Genomic DNA, 16,842 nt, shown 5'->3' with positions numbered 1-16,842 from the left:
AGGACCAACTGTGACCGATCGCAGCGCTACTGCAACCATCAAAGGTTACTTCTACCAGTTCGACCAGACGATCGTGCGCCTGCTCTGTGCCTCCAAACATGCGAGCGTGACGGTCGAGGGGATTGAGGATATTGATCTTGACGATGGTGGCGACAGCGTATTTGTGCAGTGCAAATACTATGAGGGAACTGAATACAACCACTCAGTGATCAAAGATGCGGTGATTTTGATGCTACGGCATTTTCATGCGCGAGGTTGCCCGGCGAATCAGGTTTATCGATATCGGCTCTATGGGCACTACAAAGATGGGCATGCCAAGCTGAAACTTCCTCTCACCATTGATTTTTTGAAGGACAGCTTGCTGACGTTCTCCAGCAAGAATATTGAGCATAAGGTCCATCAAGAGCTGAAAATCACTGATGCCCAGCTCGAATTGTTTCGTATGCTGCTTGACATCGATATCAATGCGCCGTCCTATGCTGAGCAGCAAAAAAGACTAGTCCAACTCTTGATTGACAAACTCGACGACTGCACCGCTACGGATGCCGAGGTTTTCTACTATCCGAGTGCTATCAATGTCATTCAGGGTCTGGCTGTTGAAGTCGACGAGGCGAAGCGGAAGATTACGCGAGAACGGTTTCTCAAAGAGATCAACCGCAAAGAAGTGGTTTTCAGTTCATGGCTGAAGCAGAAGTTTGGCGCTGACTACTTTGCAAGGCTCATTCGTCGTAAGCATTTCAGATTCAATGCAACAAAGATGCCCAAGGTGTCGAGGATTTTTTCGATCGAAATGCAGGATGATTTTGACGCCAGCAAAGCGGCGAAGATGATTGAGAAGTTGGGTGAATTCTTCTCGCACAAGGAACTCCAACGAACCCCCCCACAGGACAGATTTTCGCCTTATGTCCTGTTGCGGGGTATTGATCCCATAGGACTGGTTGAAGTCAAGATGATTCTCTGGAAGAAGGGGGTCAAGTTTACCGATGGCTATCCATTCCTTGGCTCGGATTATTCGGCGAACCTGCTCGCTTCTGATCCGACGAAGGACAACCTTTGGCGGGTCAAGTTCATTCCGACCGAAGATCAGCTGGCTTCCAGCATTCAATCTATTAGCGGGTCATTTGTCGAGCTCTATGATCTCTACAAGACGCAGCCTTTGGATGCAACCACAGTTCCGAAGGGAACCGCAATTCATCCGATTAAATGCACTAGTTTCTATTTTATTCAAGAGGTCATGCAGTCATGAGTAATGAAAGAAAAATCAAGGCTGAGGTCATCGCAGTTTTCCCTGATAAGGTGAAGATTTCGGTGGACGATATTGCTGCATTCTCAGTTGGAAGTAGCCTCAAGGTCGGCTCCTATCTGCGTATCACGGACAGTGACGACTGCGCGTTGATTGCCATCATCGAGAACTTCTGCATCGAGGTTACCGAGAAGGCCGAGCGGCGCCATATCATTGAGGCCCTTCCTCTAGGCATCATTGCCGATGGTAAGTTCATTCGAGGCGGGGACACACTGACCATTCCGCCAACTGGCGTGTCTCCAGCGACCGAAGAAGACATCAGGAAGATCTTCGAGGGGTCCGTAGAGCCGGCCAAGACGTTCCTCTTTAGCTCGTTGGCGTCCAATCTGAAGATCAAAGTGCCGGTGGACGGAAATCGGTTCTTCAACAAGCATCTGGCGATTGTTGGTTCGACGGGGGCCGGCAAATCCCACACTATTACAAAGATCATTCAGTCGGCCGTTAGTGCAAAGGATGGCGAGTACACGCTGAACAACTCTCACGTCGTCATCTTCGATATTCATTCGGAGTATAGATCAGCATTCCCCAAAGCCAATTTTCTCGATGCGAGCACGCTGACGCTTCCGTATTGGCTTCTCAATAGCGAAGAGTTGGAAGAGGTGCTTCTCGATACCGGTGAGCGTGACAACTACAACCAGTCTGCGGTCTTCCGCTATCTGGTAACTGAGAACAAGAAGAGGCACAACGTCACAGCGACGCATGTCTTCTATGACAGCCCGTTGAAGTTCGATATTCATGAGGTCTTGAATGCACTGTTCAATGTTAAGAACGAGACCGTGAACTCGAAGGACGAGACGCGGTACATGGTTGACGATGGTTCCTACAAGCTGGCTGATGGCAAGACTGAGAAGGACGATGGTCTGCAATTGAGTGCGGACAAGCGTCTCGACATGTACTTCGCGAATCGCCTGAAATTTCATCCGACGAAGAACCAAAACGTGACCGGGGGAAGCTACGCCGACAAATCACTCGACAAGTTCTTCGCACGCTTTGAATCGAAGGTTGCCCAAGACCGGCTTCAATTCCTCTTTGGAAAGGCAGCTGATACCGCGACTCTTGAAGGCACGCTGATGAGCCTTATCGGCTATGGCGCAGCGCAGTCGAACGTCACGGTAATCGATCTGAGCGGCGTTCCGTTCGAGGTACTCAGCATCACAGTCTCGTTGATCTCGCGGATCCTGTTCGAGTATGGCTACTACTACAAGGTGATGCGGAGCAAGGCTGGCGAAAAGATCAACAACGACGCTCCGATCCTTTTGGTATACGAAGAGGCACACAAGTACGTTCCGAACAGCGACTTGGTCAAGTTCCGGGCTTCAAAGTTTTCGATTGAGCGGATTGCCAAGGAAGGCCGGAAATATGGCGTCACGCTCTTGCTCTCCAGCCAACGTCCGTCCGAAATCTCCGAGACGATCTTCTCGCAGTGTGCCAACTTCCTTGCGATGCGCTTGACCAACCCAAGCGACCAAAGCTATGTAGCGCGCTTGTTGCCCGACACGCTCGGCAACCTGTGTGAGAAGCTGCCGACCTTGGGGCAAGGGGAAGCGTTGCTCATCGGTGAGGCCGTCGTCATGCCGTCTTTGGTCAGGATAGAACCGTGCGATCCGGCACCGTCGTCCTCTGACATTCCCTATTTCCAGCTCTGGAAGGAAGAGTGGAAGAACCTGGACTTCTCGAGCATTAAGAAGACTTGGTTGAAGGAGTAGCGAGCACCGGGCCACCACGCAGCTGGAATTTGATTGCATTGGCGATGACATCTCTTGACAACAATAGGGCTCTTCTGGATGGCAGCTCCATCGACGGTCCCGTGCGCGGGCTGGACGTCGCCAAGCAGCAGCGCAACCTGCTACTGATGCAGCCGTTGTTCGAGCTGGCGCTTCGCCTTCGCCATGCCGACGCCGGCGGCGGAGCCTGGAGTGGGCTGGATACCCACTACCTTAGCCTTTCGCTGCTCCTGTTCATCATGGACGGCGGCACCCTGGGCAAGGGCCGCACGTTCCAGGAAGCCATCACGCACACCAGCGAAGTCGTCCGGCGCATGAAGTCGGAGCTGAGCGACGTGCAGGCGCAGACCATAGCTCGGGAGGTGTTGGACACGCTTCACAATAACCTTGGCAAGAAGGCGGCGCCTTTCTCCTACGACTACTACGATGGTGCGCACGGACGAACCGTGACACACACATTCTTCCTGCTGCGCTACGAGCGCTCGGATGAAGACGACGAATACTTCTTCCGGGTTTCGGACGAAGGCTTTCTCGTATACCTGGGCATGCTTGACTTCGGCGCGGCCAACATGCAGGCGCTGATGGAGAAGATGCTTCTAGAGTTCATCCGGCGAGGCAACGTCGATCAGGCGCTTGATGCCTCCCAGCGCGCGCTGTACGAGGGGCGACGTTACTTCGAGCAGATTGCGTCCCAGCTGCTGCGTGCCCGCCGCCTGCCCGACTCCGTGAGTTGGAAGGAAGACGTTTCGCCGCATCTGCAGGCCGCGCGCGAGCACTTGGACACCCGCGTGCAGGAAGAGCACCACCTACTGCAGGCCGCCACGGACAGTTTGAACGCTGCCCGTGACGCTACCACGCGCGAGAAGTTCGTCCGTCTGCACAGCACGGTCAACGACGGCCTAGTGGGCAACACTCGGCTGCTGCAGTTGGTGGGCGAAGCGGGCGAGCGGTACCGCAAGGCCGCACGGGCCCTGTTCCGCACGCGCCGCCGCGGCGGATTGCCCAACCTGGAAGACACGGTTCTTCCAGAGATGCTGCAGCTGGACCAGCTCACGCTGCTTGGCTTCAGCGAGACCCTCGGGCATGCCCTGTTCGGACTCAGCCAACCGCGGCTTTTCCACTATGAGCAGGTGTTCAATGCGCTGCTGTCGCAGCAAGCGCCAGAGGATGCCCCGCAAGAAGATGACGGCGAGATGCTCGTCCTCGAAGACGAGTTGCCGCGGTTTTCCGCCGAGGACCGCGACCGCGCCGAGGCCTGGCTGCGCGTGCACTTCGATGCTCACCGCCAAACCGATATCGAGCGCATCCTGGACTTGGCCGAGGCCGAAGGGCTGGGGCCTCTCGTGCGTCAGTACATGACGTTCATGATGTACCGCGCGTTCTCGCGGGACGAGTCGCCGTTCCCGGTCGACGCCTCAGTTCAGGGGCGCTTCGAGAACCAACTCGTCGAGGGCAGCAAGTTGGTGTTCACCCAGCGAATGGAACAACCGACGCAACATGAGGGAGAGCGACAAGATGACACTACAAAGCAGTCCTAAGGCTGCCGCGCAACTGATTGCCAAGGGGCTGCAGGTTCGCAACGTTCCCGGCCTCGATAAGGAGTACCGCGAGCTGATGGTCCTGTACGAAGAAGACCCGGACTTCCGTCGCTTGGTGGACGACGTCGCCTTGGGTCTGTCCCTGAGCGTGCTGTCGGGGACTGCCCGCGGCCTGGTACTCATGCCTGCCGACGAGAACAGCCGCTTCGCGTTCCGCCTGGGCGACTTGCGCTCAGGGCTGCAACCCGACGAGAAGGCGCTCATCGTGCTTATCCACACCGCGGTGGCCGCGCAGTTCTACCCCACAGGCGAATCGCTCGAGAACGACATGTATGAAGCCCCGCCCGTCACAGAGCGACAGACACTCATTGCCCTCAAACATGTCTGTCAGCACTTGGCGGCCGCCGGCGGCGCGACGATGCAAGGCCTGCCCCTAGAGCTCGAGCCCGGTTGGCGCAGCGTCCTGCTCAAGCCCGAGGCGCGCCCCGAGCAGCAGCGGCGGACGACCAATACGCTCGAGGGGCTGGTGGCGATGGTGTTCAAGCAACTGATGGACGCCGGCCTCGTGCGCTGCGAGCACGACGACGGCTCCAACTCGCGGTACACAGCCAACTGGCGCATGACAGTGCAACTGCGCGAATCAACCTCGCGGATCTTTAACGCCACTCGCAAGGCGCTGGCCGCACAGAGCAGAGAAGCGGGACAAGGAGAAAGCCGTTGAACAAGCTCAGTCGCGTCTACGTGGCCAACACCGGCTACCGCCTAGCGTGGTACGACGGCTTGCTACTGGAGTTCACCGACCAGGCCACCGACCAGCCCACGCACACTATCTTCAACCTGGTGAACCAGGGCGGAAAAACTACCTTCCTGTCGCTGCTGTTCTCCTGCATCCGCACCAGCAAGGCGGACTTCCTGCAGACGCGCTCGACGCCCGGCCAGCACTTCGAGGACTACTTTGACAAAGGCGGCTTGCCGGGCATCATCGCTCTCGAGTGGCAGTTGCCCGGAGACTTGGTGCAACCCACGCGCACCGTGGTCACGGGCCAGCTCGTCGTGCTTCAGCGCGGCAGCGAACCGATTCAAAGCGAGCGCTGGTTCTTCCTCATCCAGGAAAAGGACCAGCTCAGTATCGAAGACATCCCAGGCCCGAATCTGCGCGGTGGTCAGGCCGGTGCGCTCAAGAGCCGTGACGACGTGCAGACCTGGTTGCACCAAAGGCGCGCCGCGCTCGGCGAGCAGGTCTTCTACTTCACGCAGAACCAGGGCGAGTGGGCGCGCTCGCTCGAAGCCGTCGGCATCGACGTGGAGCTACTGAGCCGCCAGGTCGAATTCAACCAGAAGGAAGGCGGCATGGACGACGCCTTTCTTTCATTCCGTGATGAACGTGAGTTCGTTCGGCGCTTCCTGACGCTGACGATGGACGCCGAGCGCGCCAACGCGGTGGCCCAGCTGGTGTCGTCACAGTGCGAGAAGTTCGCCAAGCGGCAGCCTTTGCTCGACGCTCAGGCCCAGATGACCGAGCTCACCGGGGTTTTCATGCCCTTCGCTGCGGCGGCGCGCTCCTACCGCGATGCCGGTGCCGAGCACCGCTTGGCGCTGCGCCAAATCGCTACGGCCGCCGCGACCTTGCTGGCGCGCGCCGAAGAAAAAAGGATTCTGAAGAAAGCAAAGGAGGGGGAAGACATCGCCTTGAACGGCCGAGCCATGGCCAGCGACCTCGTGATGCGGGCCGCAGCGAAATCTATCGAAGCCCTGACGCTGGAGCAACACTACCGGTCAGAGAAGTCGGCTGAAGCTGCTGTCAAGGACGGTGCCGCGGCGGTCGGACGTACTGAAACCGAACTGCGCCTGTTGAACGCCGCAGAGCTGCGCAGCGAGATTCGGCTGCTCACGCGCACCGACCAGGAGCTGGCAGAAGCCATCGACCGGGCCAGTGGCGAAGTCGCGCCCATCCGCAACATTTATCGCCGCAAGGCCGCGCTCTTGCTGGAAGGTCTCACGCGTGCCCGCAGCGCCGCCCTGCGCCAATCGCAGGAGGCGCGCGCACTGGAGAAGCAGGCGAATGAGGACATCAAGCAACTGGGCCAGAAGGCCGCGCGCTACAGCCAGCAGCGCGAACAAGCCCAGGTAGCCCGTGTAGCCGCAGAAACAAATCTCGCACGCGAAGTGCAGGAGCGACAGTCGCTGGTCCAAGCCCAACTGCTCCTTGAGGGTGAGACTGGAGATGCCGCCGTTGCCCGGCATGCGCAGCACCTGACAGAACTTCGCGCGACCCAGGAACAACTGGAGGGCGTTGCTGCCGCTGCGTCGGCCCGAGCCGCTGAGCATCTAAACAAGAAACCCGCACTGGCCGCGCAACAGACGGAAGCCACGGTCGAAGCACGACGCTGCGATGAAAAGCTGACAGCCGGCCTGACCATCCAGGAACAACTTCGACAAAGCGAAGTCATGTGCCGCGCTCTCGGCGCAGAAGTGGCCGACCCGGACTCCGAGGTGCTGCCGAGCCTGGTCGGAGCCCATATCCTGCGACTGCACGAGGAGCTGTCGCAGGCCGAGCTCGACCACGGTCGCCTCGACGAGGACGCGCGCAGCATCCGCGAAACGCAGCTGGCCGGCCGCGACCCAGAAGTCACCCGAGTCGTGCGCGCGCTGGCCAGCGCCAGCGTCAAGGGCGTGCAAGCGTTCCCGGTGTACTTGGCGCAGGTGCTACCGGACGAAGACCAGGCGCGACGGGTGCTTGAGAGCGACCCTGCACGTTTCCAGGGTGTGGCCGTGGCCACCGCGGACCAACTTGACGTGGTGCAGAAGCACCTTGCTCAGTTACCCCAGGTGTCCAGGCCAGTCGTCGTCAGCGTGGCCATCGACCGACCGGCCACATTCGCGGCCGACGGGCGCGTCGTGCTAGGTCCGGCCGATGCCAGCCAGTTCAACTACGCGGCAGCACAGCGTAAGGGTGCGCATCTTGAGTCGATGCTGGAGAGCTCCACACAGCGGCGCAACACCGCCCGCTCGACGGTGTCCACGGCCCAGCAGGAGCAACGCAAGCTCCTGACCTATCTTGCCGACCATGGCGCCGCCCGGCTTGCCGCCCTGGCCAGTGCCAAGGAGCAAAGCCTGGCCCATGCCAAGGAGCTGGCCGTTGAGCTCGCGGGCCTGGACAACCTCGCGCGGGAAGAAAATGGCAGGGCAGCCGATGCCCAGCGGCAGGCCAAGGACTTGAACGAGTGCATCCGTCTGGCCGACCGGGCACATTCGAGGCTGCAGGGCTACGTCGCCCAGTACGAACGGCACGTTGCGCTGTGGACCCGCACAGTTGCCGAACGCCATGGGGAAGAAAGACTGCTCAGCGGGCAGCTCGCCGACATCGAGACCAATAAGGCAGCTCTGGAAGAAACGACGCGAGCCCAGTACCTGCTGGCCGAAAAACAGGCCGGTACCGCACAGGACCTGTACACCGAGATGGCGACTGTCCTGGATGCCGACAAGGCCTTCGACGCCGCCGCGGACCTGGAAGAGACACCGCGCAACCTGGCCGAGCTGCGGATGGACTTCAACATGGCCCTGGAGGCCCTGCGAGCCAAAGAGCTTGAACAGACCGCCCCCTTGCAGGCACGTCGGACCGTCACCCAGGAACGGCTTAAGCAGGTCAATACACAGTACATGACCGTGGGTGCTGACCTTCCTCTAGAGGAGGTCGAAGCCCTCCTTGGCCGCGATTTCGCTGTTGAGCGCACCCGCGTCGAAGCTGCAATGAAGGAGTTGCGCAAGGAACTGGCAGTCTGGACCGAGGCCTACACCGAAGCAAAGACCCGGCACACAGACTTCAAGAAACGGCGCGCGTCTCCGACCTATGAAGAGGCTGACGCCGAGACGTTGACCGATGCAGCCCTGGCCGAGAGGCTGGCCGATTGCGTCGCCAAGGAACTGGCTTCCCGTGAGAATGCTGCCGAAGCCCGGATCAAGGCAGCTGTCGCAAAGGATGCCGCACGTGCCTTCGGTACTGATGCGGAACGGTTCGCCAACGCCGCGAAGCCGCTGCAACTCGAGGTGCCGGACTTGGCAGATGTCGCACCCGACCCGGTGCGCTACAACAGCCCGCAGACCGCCGCGGACGAAGCCAGCGAACTGCTGCTGGCGCTGAAGACGGTCGATAGCCGGCTCGGCAAGCTGTTCAAGCAGGCGCAATCTCTCTTCGAGAAGGTGCGCAGCCTGGCTTCGACTGCGGAATTCGCCAAGGCGGACCTGGAGCTCGCCGACATCCTGCGCCGGAATACCCTCGAAGAAGCCCTGGATGATTTCGAGCGTGTCGAAAACGGCATCAGGCAGCGCGAGGATACGCTCAAGGATGACTTGGCCAAGCTGGACGAGGACTTCGACCGCGCAGTGCTCCAGGCTTCCCAATTGGTCAGCGATGCGCTGGGGCTGCTGCGCCGGGCCACCGAGACGCACAAGCTGCCCGACCACGTCCCGCGCGTAGCCGGCAAGACCGTCATCACAATGCACAAGTCAGTGCTGGCCATGTCGCTGGAGGCTCGCCGTGAGAGGTTGCGCCCACTGCTGACCAAGATGGCCGCGGAGGGCCGCAAGTACGACACCGGCGCGGCGCTGGCGACCCACGCCATCATGGCCCTGGCCAACGAACGCCTGGGACTGAAGATTCTGAAGGTCGTCGACGTTGCTGACGAGCAATACGTGCCAGTGGAAAAACTCTCGAAGTCCGGCGCGGAGGGCATCGCGATGGCCATCCTGCTGTATTTTGTGCTCGCCCGGCTTCGCTCCGAACAGCGCCAGCAGACCAAGGCCGCCGAGGGCGGGGTGCTTATCTTGGACAATCCGTTCGCCAAGGCCACCGTGCGCGCCGTGTGGCAAATCATCATTGGCCTGGCGGACTCGATGGGCCTGCAGCTTGTCATAGCCACGGGTATTCAGGAGACCGAGCCACTGAGCGTGTTTCGACGCTTCCTGCGTCTGGCCAAGACGCACCAAAACAGCGTCACCGGTCGCCGCCACTTGTCCTTGGCCGACTACACATTCAAGCCCGGTGCCGTCACCACATGAGTTCTCTGGAAAAACTGCGCGACTGGTTCGACCAGCGGTCTAGCAAAGTGGTGCTGCTGGCCGATTGCCTGCAAGCGATGGAGCGCTTGTGCCCGGAGGTCGAGTTCGCCCGCCGCCGCGCGGTGCTCCTCGCTCACCTAGAGGAATTGCAACTCACCGGTTTTCTGAGTTTCGCCCGTTCGACTACTGAGTGGGACCGTGCCGGGACACCTGCCCTGCCTCGACGGCTCATGCTGCAGAGAACGGTAGCGTCTCGCCGCAGCTTCACACACGTGAGCTGGGTTCCGGCCCTGTCGTTTGCGGTCAACGTGACTCGTACCGACATGCTCGAGAAGCTCGAGCTCATCAACCGCTTTATCATCGAGCGACGCGGCAAGCTGGAGTTGTTGATTCCGTACCGTGAGCGCGCGCTGCAAATCTTCGGCGACGAGAAAGCCCTGAAAGGGATCGTTCGCGCTGACTTGATGTGGGAGCGACTACCTCTTTCGGTTATCGGCGCCTACAACCCCGAGCCGCCACTAGCACGCGAGGACTGTGCAGGCGCCACCGGGCCACTGCTACTAGTCGAGAATCTGCACACCTACGAATCGATCGTCCGCTGGAACGACCGCGTGTTTCGTTACTGCTCGGTGGCCTACGGCGTGGGCGAGGCGGTTCTGAAAACGCCCAAAGCGGTGGCGCAAGCTGTTGAACGTACCGGCGCCAGCTCTATCGTCTACTTCGGTGACCTGGACCGCGAAGGAGTAGGTATTGCGTCAGACCTCGCAGCACGGCTGCTCGAGACCTCGGGGCATGTCCTGCAGCCGGAACAACATCTTTACGCATTGCTCCTGGACCTCGGTATCGAACGCGAACTTTCCGTCGCAGAAGTTCTCACTGATAGCGCCGCGCAATGGCTAGGCGCCGGCCTGGCACTGCGGGTTCGTGACCTCTTCCAGCGCAAAGCCTGGATGCCACAGGAGGGCCTATCGTTGGACAAGCTCTGCGGCTGCTCTGAGTAGGGCCCAACTCATACTTGGAGATAAGTCGAGCGCGGCTAACGCGCTCCTCCGAGATAAGGATTTGGCCAACAGAAGGTGCAAGGGATTGACGGTGACCCGTTGGATACATTTTTTGGGGGCTGACGTAGTCGGTAGAATGCGATAAAATGCATGAAACTTCAATGAGAAATTAGACGTGCCTACAGCTACTCTATCTGCCGTTGAGCCCCTTCGAGGGGCCGCAGCTCATCTTGCGGATGAGTTGCAAGCCGGTCGTGTCTATCGGCGCGAGGACCTGGCACGTCTGTCCACCGCAGTGGATAGGCATCTCCGTGAGCTGGTAGCCACAGGAAAGCTGAAAAAACTTGCTCAGGGTCTCTACCACGCGCCGAAGCAGTCCAGCTTTGGCCCGCTGCCACCAACTGATGACCAAGTGGTGGGGGGCTTTCTTCGTGACAAGGACTTTTTGGTGTTTTCACCCTCGGCCTACAACGCCGTGGGTCTTGGTACCACTCAGCTCTATAACCGCACGCTGGTCTACAACCACAAGCGCCATGGTGTTTTCCAACTTGGCAACCGGCAGTTCGATTTTCGAATGAAGCCGCGCTTCCCGAAGAAGCTGACCCCCGAGTTTCTGTATGTCGATCTGCTAAACAACCTTGAAGAGTTGGCCGAGGATCGTGATGCCGTTTTGCGCCAAGCGCGCAGCAAGCTGTCCTCGTTCGACTCAGTCCGGCTGCAGCGGGCTACCGACAGTTTTGGCAATGTGGCGACGCGCAAGCGCCTGCGGGAGTGGATGAGTGCCTGATTTCCTGCACGCGCGGAAGGACTTTGATCAGTTGCTTGCTCTTGTCGCTGACGAACGAGGGCTTGATCCTATGTTGGTCGAGAAGGACTACTGGATCATGCATTGCCTGTGGGGTTTGCAGGCACAGGGCTTCCAGTTCGAACTAAAGGGAGGGACGTCGCTCTCGAAGGGCTTTGGCGTTATCCACCGTTTTTCCGAAGACATCGACATTCGCATCGAGCCGCCCGCCGACATGGATGTGAAGACGGGGCGCAATCAAGACAAGCCAGCGCACGTCCTTTCGCGCCGTACGTATTACGACGAACTGGCGGCGCGTATCCGTATCCCAGGCATCGGTAACGTTGAGCGCGACACGCAATTTGACGACGACAAGATGCGCAGCGCCGGCATCCGCTTGATATACACGCCGCGCGTATCGGCATTGGTAGGCGTCAAAGATGGAGTTTTGTTGGAGCTTGGGTTTGACGACACGGCGCCCAATCGAGCTGTCACGATCTCGTCATGGGCTTTCGATGTTGCCAGAGATCGCGGCGTAGACGTGTTCGACAACCGTGCAGTCGCGGTACCTTGCTATGCGCCGACGCACACTTTCGTCGAGAAGCTTCAGACAATTTCCACCAAGTACCGTCGCTTGGGTGAGTCGGAGGCGTTTCCGGGAAATTTCCTTCGGCACTACTATGACGTGTACTGCCTTCTGGGTTTGGAGGAGGTGCAGGCATTCATGCGGGAACCGGCCTACCAAGAGCGCAAGGCGCAGCGCTTTCGGAGCGGTGATGAGCAGGTGATTGCACGAAACCAGGCCTTTGTCCTTGCTGACGCTGCACAACGTGAGCGCTTTGCGTTGGAGTACCGCAAGACGCAAGCGCTGTATTACCAGGGTCAGCCAGATTTTGATGCGCTGGTGGCTCGGATTCATCAATACATCGACGTAATGTGAGACGCGCCGTGTATGACTAAATTCAGTGAAGTCTCGCCAGTTCATCTCGTTTCGGCTATCCCGACCACGGACGTAGCGTATTTCATTGAAGATCTTGCCCGACGCTGCAATGTGACTTATGTCCCCACCGCGATGGATAGTTGGGCAAATACAGTGACCTGCCTTTCGGGAGACGAGGTGCAGTCAGGCCATGTGCAGGATTTGCTGATTGCGCTGAGGCGGGCGGGCAAGCTGTCTACCAACGAAATGATGTTGCTGTTAGTCAATTATCTGCGTGAATGTCAGCAACACAGATGATCTGGCAATGTCGTTTCGAGTCGGTAGGCAAAAATAGCTGATGAGGTGTCGAGCACATGGCAACCAGAATCTCTCGTCGGAGTTACGAACAGGCGTTGGCGCGTGGCTATCAGGCGTTAGAGGCGCCTCATGCTGTGTCGGCGCGGTATTTGGCAACGGCTCATGTGCTGGAGCTCGTGTACAGTAACGGGCGAGTGCTGCGCATTGACCCGCAAGACGTCGCGACGCTGAGGGAGCTGCCTCACAGCGTGCTTTCGCGAGCTTACGTGACACCGGGTGGCGATGGTTTGTTGTTTGGCGAGAGTGGGGAGGTCGCGGTTAGCATCCCTGGTTTGGTGGAAAGCCTGAGAGGCTAGGTTTGCCGAGCTGCTAGTGCTAGTTATCCCCAAGCGCTGTGAGGGAAGCAATTGAAGTTTCGCGTCTGCCGCAATGGGTTCGCCATTCCAAGGAACAATTCGATGGCGAGCCTTGGTCAACGAGCGAGTTCTTCGCGGATCAGAGGAGCGTGTCGGTGGGCTTTGGTGGCACGCGATGGGACGACTTGGTACTGACTCACCGGTATCGGGTTGGGGGACTCAGGTTGCTGCAGAAGCTAATCCGCCAAAGCATGGACACTTTCTTCGTGCCGATACCGTAAGTCCCTCTGAAGAAGCCATTTCTGATACCGTCAGAACATCGGTGAAAGTCGCCGCTGATACCGCTGGACTCTGATCTTCGGAGTGGATTTTCCTGTTGGAAGACCCCTGTCACGTCCTTCGTGGGACGGTTAAGGGGCGGCCGGGGGACTCGATTGGTTTGATGAGTCGATATGGGCCTACATGAAACCACTCAGGTAGCCTCATCTAAGCAAGACTCACCCGTCGGTATTTCTGACGGTACCAAGCCCTCAGCGTCAACCCGAAACCCTTGCAGCACAGCGCTCTCCGCGGTGCCATTGACAATCGAGTGGGAGTGATTTAAGGTCCTTCGGGGACTATCGTCAGCTATCGAGAAACCGCCGTAACATGTTGATTTAACAAGAAATACGTCACGGCAGCTATCGGTGGCTATCGCCGGCCAGCGGAACAGGTTGGCGGTAAAAGTGGCGGTAAGAACCGGAGGCCGGATTAAGACCCTCCCGTTTACTATTGAGACCAAACCGGTCTTTGACGGTAAAAGTCTCCTCTGGAAAGCATGATTTCATGCGGCTTTCCGGGCATCAGCAGGTCTCCTGGTCCCTGACGGTAAATGCCGTCAAGAAACAGGAGGAAAGCCTCGTATTTCCCGACGCTGCATTGCGCGTCCTCAAGCCCAACTCCAAGATTTACAGGGCTTCTGACTGCGAAGGGATGTACGTGACGGTATCGCCTACCGGTACCTTCAGGCCAAGTCACAAGGACTCGGAGACTTGACCTGGATATGGTGTGGCTTCAAAGCGTATAGCCACCGTCGGCCAGGAAGTCCGGGCCGGTCACGAAGGTGCTTTCGTTCGAGATCAGAGTCCGAGCCATAAGCGGCTCGCACTCGGTTGAAAGATGGCGGCGTGAGATGCTCGCGCAGGCCTCAGGAGGCGCTGGCCGCTGACCACAGATCGACAGGGCCCAGCCGGTCGGCACCTTGGGTATTCAACATCCAGCCTGGATACTCCGGCGGCAGCGTGCTGACTTCGTCGAGCTGGCGCAATTCATCCTCGGTCAGCTTCAGGTCGATAGCCGCGAGGTTGTCCTCGAGCTGGTCCATGCGTTTCGCGCCCATGATCACGGAGGTAACGACTGGCCGGGACAGCAGCCAGGCAAGCGCGACGCGCGCCGGGCTGCAACCGTGGGCCTGCGCGATGGGTACGAGGGCGTCGATGATGTTCCAGGCCCTCTCCCGGTCGACGATTGGGAAGTCGAACTCGGAGCGTCGCGAATCCTCGGGTTTCTGGTTGTTGCGGTTGAACTTGCCGGAGAGCAGGCCGCCGGCGAGTGGGCTCCAGACCAGCAGGCCAATCTTCTCCGCTTCCAGCAACGGGCCAAGCTCTCGTTCGAGGTCACGGCCAGCGAGCGAGTAGTAGGCCTGCAAAGTCTCGAAGCGTGCCAAGTTCAGATGCCCGGAGATCCCCAGCGAACGAGCGATCTTCCAGGCTTGCCAGTTCGAGACGCCGATATAGCGGATCTTGCCCTGCCGGAGCAGGTCGTCGAGCGCGCGCAGCGTCTCTTCCACCGGCGTCACGATGTCGTTGGCATGGATCTGGTACAGGTCGATATGATCGGTCTGCAGCCGCTTCAGGCTTGCTTCGACGGCGTCCATGATGTGCCCGCGCGACGCGCCCACGTCGTTGCGCCCCTGGCCCATGCGGCTGTACACCTTGGTGGCGAGGACGAAGTCCTTGCGCGCAATGCCAAGATTCTTGAAGGCATGGCCCAGCACCTGTTCGCTGGCGCCATTGGAGTAGACATCGGCGGTGTCGAAGAAATTTACGCCTGCCTCCAGGGCGGCCTTGACGAGATCGTCGGCCTCTTTCTGTCCGGACGCGCCGATGTGTTTGTAGATGCCGCTGCCGTCGCCAAACGTCATGGTGCCCAGGCACAGGCGGGACACGAGCAGGCCGGTGTTGCCCAGAGTCTTGTATTTCATGATGTATCTCCAGTCGGAAGGATGTTGATGAAAAGACTGCCTGACAGGTGGCGTGGCGGTATGGATATCCGGTAAGTCCTGGATGCATCCATCCGACGCATCGCGGCCACCGGCTCAGACCGTTGACGGTTGTGCGCGCCATGCCGCCGGATCTTCACCTCCGACAGATGGTATTGCCCGAGCCGGAGCGTATGTTTGCGGCGTGTCACCATCCATCGTCCACGTGGATTGGGCGAGAGGTGGTTCCAACGCCGGCAGCTATCCGCACTATCCGGTAAACCAGCCTGGTTGAGCTGTCTGTTCTTCCGGAGTTAGTGCACAAAAATCCGAATGTTGGACAAGGACAAGCGAGCCTGCGACGGCCGCCGATGGCCAAGGGCGTCAGGATTGTTCTTCAAGTGGATTCGGATTTTTGTGCATCATTAATCGCCGATCGTGCATCGCGATGGATGGGGTGGGGGAAGATAATTGGTCAGCCAGCGCCGCGACCGCCTTTCTTTCATGCGCTATCCGTGATCGCGGCCAGATACCGCAGCGGCACTGCCATGCCGCGCCCATTGCGGTTTCGCCGCTGTTATCCAATCCCCCCAATCCCCCCATTTACTAGGACCACCATGAGTCAAAATGAGAAAACCTGGTTTGTCACCGGCGCCTCGAAAGGAATCGGCCTGTCGCTCGTGCGCAAGCTTCTGGACGGCGGCGCCAACGTGGTTGCCACCTCGCGCACGCTGGCTTCGCTCGTCGATCTGATCGGACCCGCTTCGGATACGTTTCTGCCTGTACAGGTGGATCTCGTCGATGAACGCAGCGTGCAGGCCAGCATCGCGCAAGCCATTTCCCGATTCGGGCGGATCGATGCCGTCGTCAACAACGCCGGCTATGGCCTGCAAGGCACCCTGGAGGGAATATCCGACGAGGAATTGCGTCGCAACTTTGAAGTCAACGTCTTCGCGCCGGCGCATGTCCTCCGCCACGTACTGCCTCATATGCGTCGGCAGCGCGGCGGGCACGTCTTCAATGTCGGTTCGATTGCCGGCTTTCAGGGCGGCTATGCAGGATGGGGCATCTACGCGGCCACCAAGTTCGCTCTTGCGGGGCTTACGGAAGCGCTCGCGGCCGAGGTTGCGGAATTCGGCATCAAGGCAACCCTGGTCTATCCGGGGCCTGTTCGTACCGAGTTCCTGTCGTCGGGCTCGCTGGTCATCGCACAGCACAACATTCGGGAATACACCGCCGCACAGGCTTTGCTCGACGTGCACCTGGATGAGATGGCTGGAAAGCAGGCCGGGGATCCGGACAAGCTGGCCTCGATGATCGTTCAAGCCGCCGGCGCGTCCGAGCCCCCGCTGCATCTGTTCGCGGGAAAGATTGCGAACGGCCTTGCACTCCAGAAACTGGCCGCGGTGGAGAGGGATCTGGCCGCATGGCGCGAAATTTCGGACGCCACCGATTATCCTGATTGAGCGTGGCGCATGTCCCGATAAGTTTTACCCGGGGCAGGCATTCACCGGCCGCAATGATGATTCCGGTGCGCCGTCAGGAATAAAACGGAACGGATGCCATGAAATATCGCCGACTGAACCTGTCAGATTTTTTGTG

Annotated in this window: 11 protein-coding genes; 10 read left to right on the top strand and 1 reads right to left on the bottom strand. The window is 59.1% G+C overall.

All coding sequences use genetic code 11. The features are described from left to right. Positions 1-10 precede the first annotated feature (10 nt). The 9 genes from K206_RS0118695 (at position 11) to K206_RS42960 (ending at position 12,645) form a co-directional block, all read left to right on the top strand. On the top strand, positions 11-1,246 hold the full coding sequence (locus K206_RS0118695; protein ID WP_020203914.1) for a DUF4297 family anti-phage-associated protein: 1,236 nt from the start codon (positions 11-13) through the stop codon (positions 1,244-1,246). Then, positions 1,243-3,009 (top strand): anti-phage-associated helicase HerA, encoded by a 1,767-nt coding sequence (gene herA / locus K206_RS0118690; protein WP_020203913.1) that lies wholly within the window; start codon positions 1,243-1,245, stop codon positions 3,007-3,009. The genes K206_RS0118695 and herA overlap by 4 nt, the downstream gene beginning before the upstream one ends. A 44-nt stretch (positions 3,010-3,053) precedes the next feature. Continuing rightward, positions 3,054-4,565 carry a hypothetical protein gene (locus K206_RS0118685; RefSeq protein ID WP_155888134.1) on the top strand — a complete coding sequence of 504 codons (1,512 nt, stop codon included), beginning with the start codon at positions 3,054-3,056 and terminating at the stop codon, positions 4,563-4,565. Beyond that, positions 4,543-5,286, top strand: coding sequence for a hypothetical protein (locus K206_RS38680; protein WP_155888133.1), 744 nt, complete (start codon positions 4,543-4,545; stop codon positions 5,284-5,286). Before K206_RS0118685 ends, K206_RS38680 begins: the two co-directional genes overlap by 23 nt. Then, positions 5,283-9,623, top strand: a complete 4,341-nt coding sequence (locus K206_RS0118675) for a hypothetical protein (protein ID WP_020203910.1) — start codon at positions 5,283-5,285, stop codon at positions 9,621-9,623. Before K206_RS38680 ends, K206_RS0118675 begins: the two co-directional genes overlap by 4 nt. Further along, on the top strand, positions 9,620-10,624 hold the full coding sequence (locus K206_RS0118670) for a Wadjet anti-phage system protein JetD domain-containing protein (protein WP_020203909.1): 1,005 nt from the start codon (positions 9,620-9,622) through the stop codon (positions 10,622-10,624). The genes K206_RS0118675 and K206_RS0118670 overlap by 4 nt, the downstream gene beginning before the upstream one ends. A 175-nt stretch (positions 10,625-10,799) precedes the next feature. Next, entirely contained in the window at positions 10,800-11,411 is a 612-nt protein-coding gene (locus K206_RS38675; RefSeq protein ID WP_043366888.1) for a hypothetical protein, read from the top strand. Next, positions 11,404-12,348, top strand: coding sequence for a nucleotidyl transferase AbiEii/AbiGii toxin family protein (locus tag K206_RS0118660; RefSeq protein ID WP_020423832.1), 945 nt, complete (start codon positions 11,404-11,406; stop codon positions 12,346-12,348). Before K206_RS38675 ends, K206_RS0118660 begins: the two co-directional genes overlap by 8 nt. 12 nt (positions 12,349-12,360) lie before the next feature. Further along, complete coding sequence (locus K206_RS42960; protein WP_155888132.1) at positions 12,361-12,645, top strand: hypothetical protein; 285 nt, start codon at positions 12,361-12,363, stop codon at positions 12,643-12,645. A 1,542-nt stretch (positions 12,646-14,187) separates the two neighbouring features. Here K206_RS42960 and K206_RS0118655 read toward each other — a convergent pair. Next, positions 14,188-15,243, bottom strand: a complete 1,056-nt coding sequence (locus K206_RS0118655) for an aldo/keto reductase (RefSeq protein ID WP_020203905.1) — start codon at positions 15,241-15,243, stop codon at positions 14,188-14,190. Positions 15,244-15,857: 614 nt separating this feature from the next. Between K206_RS0118655 and K206_RS0118650 the strand changes: the two genes are divergently transcribed. Beyond that, on the top strand, positions 15,858-16,706 hold the full coding sequence (locus K206_RS0118650; protein WP_020423831.1) for an SDR family oxidoreductase: 849 nt from the start codon (positions 15,858-15,860) through the stop codon (positions 16,704-16,706). Positions 16,707-16,842 lie beyond the last annotated feature (136 nt).

Origin of the sequence: Cupriavidus sp. WS (assembly GCF_000395345.1) — a bacterium.
GTDB lineage: Bacteria > Pseudomonadota > Gammaproteobacteria > Burkholderiales > Burkholderiaceae > Cupriavidus > Cupriavidus basilensis_B.
The sequence above is the reverse complement of the archived record's forward strand: the minus strand, read 5'-3'. Positions and strand labels throughout refer to the sequence as shown.